We start from the raw sequence: 14,401 nt of genomic DNA, 5'->3' as shown, positions 1-14,401 counted from the left end.
CGAGTGCAGTCATAACCGGCTACCCTACAGGAAATATTAAGAGCTGTTTAAACCCCGAAGTCCGCGACCGCCCCGATAATCACGATTGCGGGAGGTCGGATGCCCTCGGCGCGGATTTTCTCGGGCGCGTCGGCCAGGGTCGCGCGCAGCGTGTGCTGGGCGGGGGTGGTGCCGTGTTGCACTACCAGAACCGGTGTATCCGCAGGTCGGCCGCCCTTTTGCAGGATCGCGCTGAATTGTTCGATGCGCTCGATCGCCATCAGCAGCACGATGGTTCCGCGCATCGCGGCCAGGGCGTCCCAATTCACTAACGATTCGGGATCGTCAGGGGCAACGTGGCCGCTGACCACCACAAACTCGTGGTTCACGGCGCGATGAGTGACGGGCACACCGGCCAGGGCCGGTACCGCTATGGCACTGGTCACACCCGGCACAACGGTCACGGGAACACCGGCTTCGGCGCAGGCCTGAACCTCTTCGTAGCCGCGGGCGAAGACGAACGGGTCGCCGCCTTTGAGCCGCACCACGAATTTGCCGGCCCTGGCGCGATCGATCAGCAGCGCGTTGATGGCGTCCTGGGCCATCGCCCGGCCATAGGGGATCTTGGCCGCGTCGACGACTTCGACGTTCGGCGACAGCTCGGCGAGCAGCTCGGGCGGGGCCAGCCGGTCGGCCACCACCACGTCGGCGTGGAAGAGCATGCGGCGCCCGCGCACCGTGATCAGCTCCGGATCGCCGGGGCCACCGCCCACCAGTGCCACGCCGCCGCGCACCACATCGGCGGCGGCCTGCGCCTCGGTGATGGTGCCGTCCTGCAGGGCCTCCCGGATGGCCGAGCGAATAGCCGCCGACCGGTTGTGCTCGCCACCGGCCAGCACGCCCACCGACAAACCGGAATAGCCGAAGGTGGCCGGGGTGACTGCGGACCCGTCGACGGCCCGATCGGCACGCACACAGAAGATCTGGCGCCCATCGGCCTCGGCCACGACGGCCGCGTTGACCTCCGGGTCGTCGGTGGCGGCGATTGCGTACCACGCCCCGGCCAGATCCCCGTCACGATAGGTGCGCGAGACCAGCGTGATGCCGGGCCGGCGCCCGTCCAGCGCTTCGACCGCCGGAGTGGCGCTGGGTGCGATCACCGTCACCTCGGCACCGCTGTCCACCAACAGCGGCAGCCGGCGTTGCGCAACGCTGCCCGCGCCCACGACGACGACTTTGCGGCCGGCCAACCGTAAACCGGCCAGGTAGGGGTTCTCGGTCACCCGGTAACTCTAGTGGCGACCGCGAGCGCGGCGAAGCCGGGCACAGCGGGTCGCCACCAACGAATCCCGTGGCGACCGCGAGCGCGGCGAAGCCGGGCACAGCGGGTGTCAGGTGAGCTCAAGCTGTCGGCTGCCCCACTCCCACACCTGCTCGAACAGCGCGGGCTGGTCGGCGAGCCGGGTCCCCAGCGAGGGCACCATCTCGGTGAGCACCGGCCGCCAGGCGGGGAATTTCGCGGGGAAACAGCGCTGCAGGACCTCAAGCATCGCCGGTACCGCGGTCGAAGCACCGGGCGAAGCGCCGAGCAACCCGGCGAGGCTCCCATCGGCGGCGCTGACGATCGTGGTGTCGAATTCCAGACGCCCAGCACGGATCACCTGCACCCGTTGGCCTGCCCGGATCTCCTGCCACTCCGCGTCCTGGGCGTGGGGCAGGAACTCGCGCAGCGCATCGACCCGGGCGCCATGCGTGCGCCGAAGCTGGCCGAGCAGGTACCCGACCAGTGCGCGCTCCCGGAAGCCCGTGCTCACCAGCGATCTCGCGTTGCCGGCGCGGACCGACCGCGGCAAGTCCGTGAGGCGACCGTGCTTGAGAAACCTCGGCGACCAGCCGGCAAAAGGGCCGAACAGCAGCGAAGCGGCACCGTTGACCGTTCGGGCGTCCAGGTGCGGGGCGGTCGTCGACGGCGCGCCGGCGGCCGGGGCGCCGTACACCTTGGCGCGGTGCCCCGCGGTGAGCCGGTCGTCCCCGCAGCGCAGGAAGACCCCGCTGATCGGGAAACCGCCATAACCGCGGGCCTCGGGTATCCCTGAGCGCTGCAGCAGTCCCAGCGTCGCTCCCCCGGCGCCCAGAAAGACGAAGGCCGCCTTGAGCCTTCGGGGTTCGCCGGTGCGGCGGTTGCGAAGACCCAACATCCAGCCGCCGTCTGACGCCCGGTGCAGCGAGCGCACCTCGTGGCCGAACAGCGCCGCGCTGCCGTGGCGCGTCCCGTAGTCGATCAGCTGGCCGGTCAGCGCCCCGAAGTCGACGTCGGTGCCATGCTGAGCCCAGTCGAGTGCCACCGGGACGGCGGGACTGCGGCCCGCCGCCATCGCCGGCAGGCGGGCGGCGAAGTCCCCGAAATCGGTGATGAACTCCATCCCGCCGAACAACGGATTGTCGGCCAGTGCCTGGTGCCGCCGTCGCAAATAGTCCACGCCGGCGGCGCCCTGCACAAAGCTGACGTGCGGAATCGGATGCACGAAGTCCCGCGGTCGCCGCAGAAGGCCGTGCTGCACCGCGTACGCCCAGAACTGGCGGGTCACCTGGAACTGCTCGTTGACCCGAATCGCCTTGGCGATGTCGATCGAACCGTCGGGCAGCTGCGGGGTGTAGAAAAGTTCGCACAACCCGGCGTGGCCGGTGCCCGCGTTGTTCCATGGGCCGCTGCTCTCGCCCGCGGCGGCCTCCAGCCGTTCGACCACGGTGATCGAGGCGTCCGGCTCCAAACGCCGAAGTATCGCCCCCAAAGTGGCGCTCATGATCCCCGCGCCGATCAGCGCTACGTCGGTCAGCTCGGTCCGAACCGATGTGGCCACGCCGTCAGACTATCCAGGACGGCACCGACCCGCCCCGCCCAGCCCCACCTGCCGTTAGGCGTCCACACCGTCTAGTCTTTCGCAATGGAGAGCTATGACCTTGCGATCATCGGAACAGGTTCTGGCAACAGCATTCTCGATGAGCGCTACGCCGATATGCGGGTGGCCATCTGCGAGCAGCAGACTTTCGGCGGCACCTGCCTCAACGTGGGCTGCATTCCGACCAAGATGTTCGTCTATGCCGCCGAGGTGGCCAACACCGTAGCCGGGGCCTCGCGCTACGGGGTGGACGCCCACATCGATCAAGTCCGCTGGAGCGACATCGTCTCGCGGGTGTTCGGCCGGATCGACCCCATCGCTGCCGGCGGCGAGGAGTATCGCCGCAGCCTGCCCGGTGTCGATGTCTACGGCGAGCACACCCGGTTCGGCCCGGTCGGCTCCGACGGCCGGTACGTGCTGATCACTGCCAGCGGTGAACAGTTCAGCGCCGAGCAGGTGGTGATCGCGGCGGGGGCGCGCTCAGCGATCCCGCCCGCCATCGCCGAAAGCGACGCGCGCTACTACACCAGCGACGATGTGATGCGCATCCCGGAGCTGCCCGAGCACCTGGTGATCGTCGGCGGTGGTTTCATCGCCGCGGAGTTCGCCCATGTGTTCTCCGCGCTGGGGTCGCGGGTCACCATCGTCATCCGCGGCTCGACAATGCTCAGGCACTGCGACGAGACCCTCTCCGAACGCTTCACCCGGATCGCCGCGGCCAAGTGGGAGGTACGCACGCACCGCAACGTCGTCGCGGTTCGCGACGACGGGCCGGGTGTCGTGGCGCAGCTCGATGACGGCTCTGTCCTGCACGCCGACGCCATGCTGGTGGCAACCGGACGGGTACCCAATGGCGACCTTCTGGACGCCGGGCAGGCCGGAGTCACTGTCGCCGGCGGCCGGGTGAGCGTCGACAAGTACCAACGAACTACTGCGCGAAACGTTTTCGCGCTCGGCGACGTCTCCTCGCCATATGAGCTCAAGCACGTCGCCAACCACGAGGCCCGGGTGGTGCAACACAATCTGTTGTGCGACTGGGACGACGTCGACGCGATGCGGACCACCGACCACCGCTACGTGCCGTCCGCGGTGTTCACCGACCCGCAGATCGCCTCGGTTGGGTTGACCGAAACACAGGCGCGGGCAAAGGGTCTGGACATCTCGGTGAAAGTTCAGGACTATCGCGACGTGGCCTACGGCTGGGCCATGGAGGACGAGACCGGATTCGCCAAGATCATCGCCGAACGCGGCACCGGACGGCTGCTCGGCGCACACATCATGGGTTACCAGGCCTCGTCGATCATCCAGCCGTTGATCGGCGCGATGAGCTTCGGAGTCACCGCACCGGAGATCGCCCGCGGCCAGTACTGGATCCACCCGGCGCTGCCGGAAGTCATCGAGAACGCTCTGCTTGGGCTGCAGTGATGGGGTCGCAGGTGAAGTCCAGCCTGTTGTCGCGGCAAGACCTCGACTTCCTGCTGTTCGACTGGCTGCGGGTGGCGGAACTGACCGGACGGGCCCGATTCGCCGAGCACTCGCGGGAGACTTTCTCCGACACCCTGGACTTGTGCGAGCAATTGGCCACCCGCTATTTCGCTCCGCACAACAAGAAGAGCGACGCCCACGAGCCCACCTTCGACGGGACCACCGTCACCGTCATCCCGGAGGTCAAAGAGGCCCTCGCTGCGTGTGCCGACGCAGAGCTGATCGGCATGGCGATGGACTATCACCTCGGCGGCGCGCAGCTGCCGGCGACGGTGGCCCAGGCCGGGTTCGCATGGCTGATGGCCGCCAACGTCAGCACCGCCGGCTACGCCATGTTGACCATGGCGAATGCGAACCTGCTCGCCAAGTTCGGCACCGAGGAGCAGATCGCCGCCTTCGTCAAACCCATGATCGCCGGCCGCTTCGCCGGAACGATGTGCCTGTCGGAGACCCAGGCCGGCTCGTCGCTGGCCGACATCACCACCCGCGCGGAGCCGCGCACCGACGGCACCTACCGCCTGTTTGGATCGAAGATGTGGATCTCCGGCGGCGATCACGAATTGACCGACAACATCGTCCACCTGGTACTGGCCAAGATCCCGGGCGGTCCGCCCGGCACCAAGGGGATTTCGCTGTTCGTCGTGCCGAAGTATCTGGTGAACGCCGACGGCACGCTGGGTGAGCGCAACGACGTTGTGCTGGCCGGGCTCAACCACAAGATGGGCTTTCGCGGCATCACCAACACGGTGCTCAACTTCGGCGAAGGCGGGCACCTTCCGGGCGGCGAGGCCGGCGCGGTGGGCTATCTCGTCGGCGACGAGCATCGCGGCTTGAACCACATGTTCCACATGATGAACGAAGCCCGGCTGGGTGTCGGGATGGGCGCGATCGCGCTGGGCTACACCGGCTACCTGAAGTCCTTGGACTATGCCCGCAGCCGACCGCAGGGCCGCCCGGTGACGACGAAGGATCCGCGTGTGCCGCAGGTTCCGATCATCGAGCACGCGGATGTCAAGCGAATGCTGCTGGCACAGAAGTCCTATGTCGAGGGGGCGCTTGCCTTGGCGCTGTACTGCGCGCGGCTTGTCGACATCACCCACACCGCGGAATCCGACGACGAACTCGAGCAGGCGTCCACATTACTGGACATCCTCACCCCGGTCGCCAAGAGCTGGCCCTCGCAGTGGTGCCTGGCCGCCAATGACTTGGCGATCCAGGTGCACGGCGGCTATGGCTACACCCGCGAATACGACGTGGAGCAGCACTACCGGGACAACCGCCTCAACCCGATCCATGAAGGCACGCACGGAATCCAGAGCCTGGACCTGTTGGGCCGCAAAGTGGTGCAACGCGACGGGGCCAACCTGACCGCCGTGCTCAAGACGATGACCGAGACCACCGCCGGCGCGCATCGGGCGGGCGGTGACCTGGCCGAGGCGGCAACCCAGCTCGACGCGGTGGTCCAGCGCCTGGCGCAGGTCACCGCGGGCATGTTCGCCTCCGGTGACATCGAGGCCGCACTGGCCAACAGCGCGGTCTACCTGGAGGCCTTCGGCCATCTGGTGATCGCCTGGATCTGGCTGGAGCAGTTGTTGGCGGTCGATGGCAGGTCCGGCGACTTCTTCGACGGTAAGCGCCAGGCGGCCCGCTACTTCTTCCGCTACGAGTTGCCGAAGACCGGACCGCAGCTCGACCTGCTGGAGAGCCTGGACCGGACAACTTTGGATATGCGGCCGGAGTGGTTCTGACCTGCATCGATAGGAGGCCTGACCACGGTGTTCAACCCCGGGGACCGAAGCCCGCTGGTGCCCCGATATGCACCCATGCCACAGTCTGGTCCAGACTGTGACATGACACCTGTCAAGTTTTCGATGACCGCGAGGAGTCCCAAGTGAGCGCGCCGACCACCCACCGCAACACCAGCGAGCACGGCCGAGTACTCGCCGACCCCCAGGCCTACACCGATAATGAGCGCCTGCACAGCTCACTGGCCTGGCTGCGCGCCAACCAGCCGGTGTCGTGGGTGGACGCCCCGCCGTACCGGCCGTTCTGGGCAGTGACCAAGCACACCGACATCATGGACATCGAGCGCGACAACGAACTGTGGATCAGCGAACCGCGTCCACACCTGCTGCAGGCCAAGATCGAGGACCGGGTCAGGGCCGACCAGGAGGCCGGCATCGGACTGCGCACGCTGATCCACATGGACGACCCGCACCACCGGGACATCCGCAAGATCGGTGCGGACTGGTTCCGCCCCAAGGCCATGCGCGACCTCAAGGTCCGCGTCGACGAACTGGCCAAGCGCTACGTCGACCGGATGGTCGAGATCGGCCCGGAGTGCGACTTCGTCAACGAGATCGCCATCAACTTTCCGCTGTACGTGATCCTGTCACTGCTGGGCCTGCCCGAAGAGGACTTCCCGCGCATGCTCAAGCTGACACAGGAGATGTTCGGCGGCGAGGACGCCGATCACCAGCGCGGCCAGGGCGGCGCAGACGAGATCATGGCCGTGCTGCTGGACTTCTTCAATTACTTCTCCGCCCTGACTGCCTCGCGGCGGGCCAACCCCACCGGGGACTTGGCCTCGGCCATCGCCAACGGCCGTATCAACGGCGAACTCATGTCCGACATGGACACGCTGTCCTACTACGTCATCGTCGCCAGCGCCGGCCACGACACCACCAAGGACGCCATCTCGGGGGGCCTGTGCGCGCTGGTCGAGAACCAGGACCAGCTCGAGCGTCTCCAGAACGACATGAGTCTGATGCCGCTGGCAGTCGAGGAGATGATCCGCTGGTCCACGCCGGTCAAGCAGTTCATGCGCACCGCCACCCGCGACACCGAGGTGCGCGGTGTGCCGATCGCCAAGGGTGAGTCGGTCCTGCTGTCCTACGTCTCGGCCAACCGCGACGAGGACATCTTCGACAACCCATTCACGTTCGACGTCGCCCGCGACCCCAACAAGCACCTGTCATTCGGCTACGGCGTCCACTTCTGCCTGGGCGCGGCTCTGGCCCGCCTGGAGCTCAACAGCCTGTTCACCGAACTGGTGCCGCGCCTGGAGTCCATCGAGTTCGCCGGCACGCCCGAACTGTCGGCGACCACGTTCGTCGGCGGCCTCAAGCGCCTTCCGGTGCGGTACTCGATGCGCTGACACCGGCCGGCGAGTCGGAGTCGGTTGGGGGCTTCCTGCCGGAGACGTGCAGGAAGCCCTCGACCGTGGTGGCCACGTGCTTACAGCGGCGTGACGTAGGCCGAGCTGATTCCGCCGTCGACCAGGAACGTCGACCCGGTGATGAAGGAGGCGTCATCGCTGGCCAGGAACGCGACCGCGGCCGCGATCTCCTCCGGCTCAGCGAACCGGCCCACCGGTACGTGCACCAGCCGACGCGCGGCGCGCTCGGGGTCGGCGGCGAACAGCTCCTGCAGCAGCGGGGTGTTCACCGGCCCGGGGCACAGCGCGTTGACCCGAATGCCCTGGCGGGCGTACTGGACCCCGAGCTCACGCGACATGGCCAGCACGCCGCCCTTCGAGGCGGTGTAGGAGATCTGGGAGGTGGCCGAACCCATCACCGCCACGAACGACGCGGTGTTGATGATCGATCCCCGGCCGGCCGGCGCCATGTGCCGCAGCGCCGCCCGGCAGCACAGGTACACCGACTTGAGGTTGACGTCCTGAACCCGCTGCCAGGCGGGAAGCTCGGTGGTTTCGATCAGGTCGTCGTCGGGCGGCGAGATACCGGCATTGTTGAAGGCGATGTCCACCGAGCCGAAAGTCTGGGCGGCGGTGTCGAACAGCGCATCGACCTGCTCCTGATCGGAGACGTCGACCTGGACGAACAGGCCGTCGAGCTCATCGGCGACCGCGGCGCCCGCCGCCTGGTCGAGGTCACCGACCACGATCTGGGCGCCCTCGGCACGCATCCGCCGCGCGGAGGCCAAGCCGATTCCGCCACCGGCGCCAGTCACGACGGCTACCCGGCCGGCCAGGCGTTGGGTCAGATCGGTCACTGCGTCTCCTTCACTGCGATGAATACGTTTTTGGTCTCGGTGAACGACAGCGGGGCATCCGCGCCCAACTCCCGGCCCAAGCCGGACTGTTTGAAGCCCCCGAACGGCGTGTTGAAGCGCACCGAGGAATGCGAATTCACCGACAGGTTCCCGGCTTCCACGGCCCGCGACACCCGCAGCGCCCGGGACAGGTCGTTGGTCCAGATCGAACCGGACAGCCCATAGACGGTGTCGTTGGCCAAGGCGATGGCACCGGCCTCATCCTCGAACGGCAGCACGGTCACCACTGGGCCGAAGATCTCCTCGGTGACGCACCGGTCGGTGGCCGCCGGAGTCAACACCGTTGGCGGGAACCAGAAACCGGGACCGGTGGGCGCTTGGCCACGAAAGGCGACCGGGGCGTCGTCGGGAACATAGGACGCCACTTTCTCCCAGTGCGGGCGCGACACCAGCGGGCCCATCTCGGTGTCGCGTGATGTGGGGTCGCCGACCACGACACCGGCCACCGCGGGCTCCAGCAACTCCATGAACCGGTCGTAGACGCTCGCCTGCACCAGGATTCGGCTACGGGCGCAGCAGTCCTGCCCGGCGTTGTCGAACACGCCGTAAGGCGCCGTCGCCGCCGCCTGCTCCAGGTCGCAGTCGGCGAACACGATGTTGGCACTCTTGCCGCCGAGTTCCAGGGTTATCCGCTTCACCCCGGCAGCGCCGGCCTGCAGCACCCGGGTGCCGGTGGTCGTGGAACCGGTGAAGACGATCTTTGCCACGTCCGGGTGGGTGACCAGGCGCTCCCCCACCTCCGAGCCGCGACCGGGCAGCACCTGCAGCAGGTCGGGGTCCAGACCGGACTCGACCGCCAGTTCCGCCAGCCGCAGCGTGGTCAGCGGGGTCCACTCGGCAGGCTTGATCAGCACCGCGTTTCCGGCGGCCAGCGCCGGAGTGAAGCCCCATGCGGCGATCGGCATGGGAAAGTTCCACGGGGTGATGATCCCGACGACGCCCAGCGGCTCGTGAAAGGTCACGTCGATCCCGCCGGCGACCGGGATCTGCTTGCCGGACAACCGTTCCGGGCTGGCGGCATAGAACTGCAGTACGTCGCGGACGTGCCCGGCTTCCCATTGGGCAGCCGAGATCGGATGGCCGGAGTTGGTGACCTCGATCGCGGCCAGCTCATCGATGTGGTCGCCGACCACCGCGGCGAAGTCCCGCAACGCGGCGGCCCGCTCGGCCGGGGCACGTTTGGCCCATCGCTTCTGGGCAGCCTGCGCTCGGCGCACGGCATCGTCGACCGCCGCGGCCTCCAGGTGCTCGACGGTGTCGAACGGCGCCCCGGTGGCCGGGTTGATGAGTTCGTGGATCACTTGCTCACCCGCGCCAGCTCGTAGGTGCGCGCCGCCGCCACCAGCGCGGCGAACAGGCGCAGATCCTCTGGGGATTCCTCGGGATGCCACTGAACCGCGAGCACGAAATCCTCCCCGGGAAGCTCGATCGCCTCGATGACCCCGTCGTCATCGCGCGCACTGACGACAAGTTTCGCACCCACCTCGGCGATGGCCTGATGGTGGTAGCACTGCACCTGGCAGGTCTGGCCCACCAGCCCGGCCAGCCGGGTTCCGGCGACGGTGTGCACCGCCATCGGCGTGAAGACACCGTTGCCGGCCCGATGCCCGCTGTTGCCGATCACGTCGGGCAGATGCTGGTGCAGTGTGCCGCCGAGTGCGACGTTGAGCACCTGGGCGCCACGGCAGATCCCCAGCACCGGCATGCCCCGGCGTATCGCCTCGGCCAACAAGGCGAATTCCCATGCGTCCCGGGTGGTGTCGGGCCGATCCGTCTCGGCGTGCGGCTCCTGGCCGTACCCGCCGGGGTCGAGGTCCCGGCCGCCGGTGATCACCAGGCCGGCCACGCCGTCGAGCACCCGCGTCGCGATCTGTGCGTTCACCGGTTGTGGCGGCAGCAGCACAGCTGTCCCGCCGGCGGCGGTGATGCTCTGGATGTACTGAGCGGGCAACAGGCCCGCACGGGCGTTCCACACACCGAACTGCGCCCGGTCCAGATAGGTCGTCAGGCCGACTACCGGTCGGTCGTCGAGCCTCGCTGAACCGCCCTGCCCATCCGCCGGTCCCAGCTTCGCCTCTCCTGCGTCGAGCCTCGCTGAACCGCCGGTGCCGGGTTCAGAACCGCTCAAAACCCCGGACCCTCTCCCAATCGGTCACCGCGGTGTTGAAGGCATCCAGCTCTACCCGGGCGCTGTGCAGGTAATGCTCGACGACCTCGTCTCCGAAAGCCTTGCGTGCCACCGATGATTCGGCGAACAGCTCTACCGCACCGGCGAGCGTGGTGGGTAGGTGCGGAAGCTCGGCCCGGTAGGCGTCACCGTCGACCGGGTCAGGCAGGGCAAGGTCGTTGTCGATGCCGTACAGCCCCGCGGCGATCAACGCGGCCACGGCCAGATAGGGGTTCACGTCGCCGCCGGGAACCCGGCACTCCACCCGCATCGAGTCACCGTGGCCGAGCACCCGCAGCGCGCAGGTGCGATTGTCCAAGCCCCACGCGATCGCCGTGGGCGCGAAGCTGCCGCCGACGAATCTTTTGTAGGAGTTGATGTTCGGCGCGTAACACAAGGTCAACTCGGGCAGCGTGGCCAACACGCCGGCCAAGAAGGCGCGGAACAACGCGGACATGCCGTGCGGTGCGGTCGGGTCGGCGAACACCGCAGAACCTTCGGTGCTGCGCAGCGACAGATGCACATGGCAGCTGTTGCCTTCGCGTTGGTCGAACTTCGCCATGAAGGTCAGGCTCTTGCCGTGCTGGTCGGCGATCTCCTTCGCGCCGCTCTTGTAGACGCTGTGGTTGTCGCAGGTCGTCAGCGCATCTTCGTAGCGGAAGGTGATCTCTTGCTGGCCGGTGTTGCACTCACCCTTGACGCCTTCGCAACGCAGGCCGGCGCCGGTCATCCCCCGCCGGATGTCGCGCAGCAGCGGTTCCAGCCGCGTCCCGGCGACCAGGCCGTAGTCGGCGTTGTAGTCCGTTCCCGGGGTCAGGCCCCGGTAGCCGTCTGCCCACGCCTGCCGGTAGCTCTCCTCGAAGACCAGAAACTCCAGTTCCGTGGCGGCGTAGGCAACCAGGCCCCGCTCAGCCAGCCGGGCGCATTGGGCCGCCAGAATCTGGCGGGGTGCCACCGGGACCGGGCCGCCGTCCGGCCAATGCGCGTCGGCGAGCACGTGGGCGGTGCCGGGCAGCCACGGAATGCGGCGCAGGGTGGCGAAGTCCGGTTTGAGCACCATGTCGCCGTAGCCGGTCCCCCAGTCCGCGATCGAGTAACCGGGGACGGTGTTCATCTCCACGTCGACGGCCAGCAGGTAACTGCAGCATTCGACACCGTGTTCGGCGACCTCGGCGATGAAGTGTTCGGCCGCCACTCTCTTGCCGACCAGCCGGCCCTGCATGTCGGCGAAAGCCACCACGACGGTGTCGATCTCGCCGGAGGCGACCAGTTGCCGAAGCTCTTCCTGGGACAGCATCGCAGGCCGGGTCATTGCACTCCTTCGCCGACGACGATTCCCCTGACATTGAGAGTGCTGTCAGGCTACCCGCCCGCGATCAGTCATTGACCTCCAGCCGACGGAATTGCGCCGAGCGGTAGCAGTCCGCGCAGGTGGAACGGCGGATCTTGCCGCTGGTGGTGATGGGCAGCGAGCCGGGAGCGACGAGCACCAGGTCAGCGACCCGGACCCCGTGGGACCGGGAGACCGACGCCGACACATCTTTCTTCAGAGCGGCCAGCCGGTGCAGCTCCTCCTCGACGGTGCTGCCCCGCGTCTTGACCTCGGCGATCACCACCAGCTTCTCGCCACCGTCGCCGCTGACCGGTACCGCGGCGACGCGGCCGCCGGTGAGCTCCTGCACGGTGGCCTCGATGTCGTCGGGGTAGTGATTGCGGCCGTCCACGATCAGCAGGTCCTTGATCCGGCCGACGACCACCATCTCGCCCTCGTGGATGACGCCCAGGTCTCCGGTGCGCAGCCACGGCCCCACCGGTGTGCCGGCAGACGGCGACCGCAGCTGTCCGCCGAAAGTGCGTTCGGTGGCCTCCGCGTTGTGCCAGTACCCGCCGGCGACGTTGGGCCCGTGCACCCAGATCTCCCCGACGCGTCCATCGGGCTGCTCGGTGTGCGAGTCGGGGTCGACGATGCGCACCGTGCACGCCCGAGGTGCTCCGACGCTGACCAGTTCGGACCCGCCCGGCACGGCCTCCGCGGTGCCGGCGACCAGGTTCTCGTAGTCGAGCCGCAGGGTCACGGGGCGGTTCGTGCGCGGCGCCGAGGCGACGTAGACCATGGCCTCGGCAAGCCCGTACGACGGCGCCACCGCGTTGGCGGGCAGGTTGTACGGGGCGAAGCGTTCGGTGAAGCGGCGGATGGTGGCGGCGTGGATGCGCTCACTGCCCGACAGGATGGTGTGCACGCCGCCCAGGTCCAGACCGGCCATGTCCTCATCGCGGGTGCGGCGTGCGGCGAGTTCGAACGCGAAATTCGGCGCCGCGGTGAATGCGCAGGAGTTGACGGCGAGCTGCTCTATCCACCGAAAGGGCTTCTGCAGGAACGCCATCGGGTTCATCAACACCGACTGGCGGTCCAGCAGGATTGCTCCCATCACGCCCATCAGCAGGCCCATATCGTGGTAGAAGGGCAGCCAGGAGACCAAGGTGGTGCCCGGCGGCGCCGTACGGTCGTCGCCGAAGTAATCGGCCATCACCTGCTCGATGTTGGCGAACACGTTGCGGTGCGAGACCACGACGCCCCGCGGCGCGCCGGTCGAGCCCGACGTGTACTGCAGCAGGGCGGTCTTGGTCGTCATCGCGCCGGTTCCGGCCCAGGAGACCGGGGCGTCGAGATCGATCAGATCCACTTCGATGACAGCAGGAGACCTACCGGCGCTGACGCATCCCGCAATGTCGCCGGCGACGGCCGACGTGGTGAGCACAGCGGCCGGTGCGCAGTCCTGCAGCGCGGCGGTGACCCGCTCATCGCGGCTGCCGAAGGCCGGTACCGGTAGCGGGACCACGATGCAGCCGGCTTCCATCGCACCGAGGAACCCGACGATGTACTCCAGGCCCTGCGGCGCGAGCAGCGCCACGCGATCGCCGGGCGCGGCGACCGCGGCCACCTCGGCCGCGACCGCCTCGGTGCGAGCCAGAATCTGAGACCAGGTCAGCGTGTCGGAATAGGCGGCCGGATCCAGCTCATAGTCGATGAACGTGTACGCCGGCCGGTCAGGCCCCTGGCGAACCCGTTCGCGCAGCAACGCCGGTATCGATTGCCCCCACGACAACATGCCATTCCCCCACGGATGCTCAGCTTGATCCCCCGCCGACGCACCCCCTTGCGCCGGCTAGCCGCAAACTACACCCCGCGGCTTGGCATCACCAGGTGCTGGCCCGCAGCACGATCTCCATCGCCAGTTGCGCGGTGAACTCCTGGGCGCTGCGCCGCCCGGGCAGCGTCACCAGGCGGTGCTCGCCGTAGACGAAGCGCTGGCTGGCCTTGGCCACCGACGCCGTGGCCCGGGAACTGACCAGGACGGTGGTGTTGATTTCGACCGGGGGGCAGCGCTCGTCGCGGATCACCCCGCCCAGATCCGGTGCGCGCGGATGGCCCCGGTCGAGCGCCACCAGGCCGGTGAAGCGGTCCGGGCGGGTGGCCGCCAGTTCCCAGGCGTTGTCCGCCCCGGTCCGGTCGCCCACCAGCACACCGCACTGCACACCCAGCGAGTCGAGGATGCCGATCACCGACTTGGCCGTCAGGCGAGGATCCGCACCGATCACGATGGTGCGCAGCGAGGCCGTGTGCAGCCGTTGGCAGAGCGCGTCATAAGCGGTCAGCGGGTGCTGCGCGGCGGCGAGCACCACGACCACCGACCCGTTTGACGGGCCTGCTGAATCGACGGGGATGGGGAACCCCTCGATGGTCATCATCGTGCCCGGCATCTGGGCCACGCTACCGCCAATCGGGCGGCGCGGG

11 protein-coding genes are annotated in these 14,401 nt (G+C 68.1%); 3 read left to right on the top strand and 8 right to left on the bottom strand.

Annotated elements, in window-relative coordinates; genetic code table 11:
• Window positions 1-47: 47 nt before the first annotated feature.
• Together cobA and mqo are read right to left on the bottom strand one after the other, a co-directional pair.
• On the bottom strand, window positions 48-1,262 hold the full coding sequence (cobA, locus tag AWC02_RS20575; RefSeq protein ID WP_085130684.1) for a uroporphyrinogen-III C-methyltransferase: 1,215 nt from the start codon (window positions 1,260-1,262) through the stop codon (window positions 48-50).
• Window positions 1,263-1,370: 108 nt separating this feature from the next.
• Window positions 1,371-2,783 carry a malate dehydrogenase (quinone) gene (gene mqo, locus AWC02_RS20570; RefSeq protein ID WP_109561106.1) on the bottom strand — a complete coding sequence of 471 codons (1,413 nt, stop codon included), beginning with the start codon at window positions 2,781-2,783 and terminating at the stop codon, window positions 1,371-1,373.
• A gap of 141 nt (window positions 2,784-2,924) precedes the next feature.
• Between mqo and mtr the strand changes: the two genes are divergently transcribed.
• From mtr to AWC02_RS20555, 3 genes are all read left to right on the top strand, one after another.
• Window positions 2,925-4,304: a mycothione reductase gene (mtr, locus tag AWC02_RS20565; RefSeq protein ID WP_085130680.1), complete on the top strand. Its 1,380-nt coding sequence runs from the start codon at window positions 2,925-2,927 to the stop codon at window positions 4,302-4,304.
• An 11-nt stretch (window positions 4,305-4,315) separates the two neighbouring features.
• Window positions 4,316-6,112 carry an acyl-CoA dehydrogenase gene (locus AWC02_RS20560; protein WP_085130815.1) on the top strand — a complete coding sequence of 599 codons (1,797 nt, stop codon included), beginning with the start codon at window positions 4,316-4,318 and terminating at the stop codon, window positions 6,110-6,112.
• 143 nt (window positions 6,113-6,255) lie between these two features.
• Window positions 6,256-7,521: a cytochrome P450 gene (locus AWC02_RS20555; protein ID WP_085130678.1), complete on the top strand. Its 1,266-nt coding sequence runs from the start codon at window positions 6,256-6,258 to the stop codon at window positions 7,519-7,521.
• An 80-nt stretch (window positions 7,522-7,601) separates the two neighbouring features.
• Here AWC02_RS20555 and AWC02_RS20550 read toward each other — a convergent pair whose 3' ends face one another.
• The 6 genes from AWC02_RS20550 to AWC02_RS20525 all read right to left on the bottom strand — a co-directional run bounded on the left by AWC02_RS20550 (window position 7,602) and on the right by AWC02_RS20525 (window position 14,367).
• The gene (locus tag AWC02_RS20550) at window positions 7,602-8,378 is read right to left on the bottom strand and encodes a 3-oxoacyl-ACP reductase (RefSeq protein ID WP_085130676.1); all 777 of its coding nucleotides are present in this window, start codon (window positions 8,376-8,378) and stop codon (window positions 7,602-7,604) included.
• Window positions 8,375-9,739 (bottom strand): aldehyde dehydrogenase family protein, encoded by a 1,365-nt coding sequence (locus AWC02_RS20545; RefSeq protein WP_085130674.1) that lies wholly within the window; start codon window positions 9,737-9,739, stop codon window positions 8,375-8,377. Before AWC02_RS20545 ends, AWC02_RS20550 begins: the two co-directional genes overlap by 4 nt.
• A complete protein-coding gene (locus tag AWC02_RS20540; RefSeq protein ID WP_085130813.1) occupies window positions 9,736-10,506 on the bottom strand; it encodes a gamma-glutamyl-gamma-aminobutyrate hydrolase family protein in 771 nt (256 codons plus the stop codon). The genes AWC02_RS20545 and AWC02_RS20540 overlap by 4 nt, the downstream gene beginning before the upstream one ends.
• A 46-nt stretch (window positions 10,507-10,552) precedes the next feature.
• The gene (locus AWC02_RS20535; protein WP_085130672.1) at window positions 10,553-11,917 is read right to left on the bottom strand and encodes a glutamine synthetase family protein; all 1,365 of its coding nucleotides are present in this window, start codon (window positions 11,915-11,917) and stop codon (window positions 10,553-10,555) included.
• 64 nt (window positions 11,918-11,981) lie between these two features.
• Entirely contained in the window at window positions 11,982-13,715 is a 1,734-nt protein-coding gene (locus tag AWC02_RS20530) for an AMP-binding protein (RefSeq protein ID WP_085130670.1), read from the bottom strand.
• Between the two features lie 88 nt (window positions 13,716-13,803).
• Window positions 13,804-14,367 carry an alpha/beta fold hydrolase gene (locus AWC02_RS20525; RefSeq protein ID WP_165757944.1) on the bottom strand — a complete coding sequence of 188 codons (564 nt, stop codon included), beginning with the start codon at window positions 14,365-14,367 and terminating at the stop codon, window positions 13,804-13,806.
• Between the last annotated feature and the right edge of the window lie 34 nt (window positions 14,368-14,401).

The sequence above is a fragment of the Mycolicibacter engbaekii genome (assembly GCF_002101585.1).
GTDB classification, from domain to species: Bacteria; Actinomycetota; Actinomycetes; order Mycobacteriales; family Mycobacteriaceae; genus Mycobacterium; species Mycobacterium engbaekii.
The sequence above is the reverse complement of the archived record's forward strand: the minus strand, read 5'-3'. Positions and strand labels throughout refer to the sequence as shown.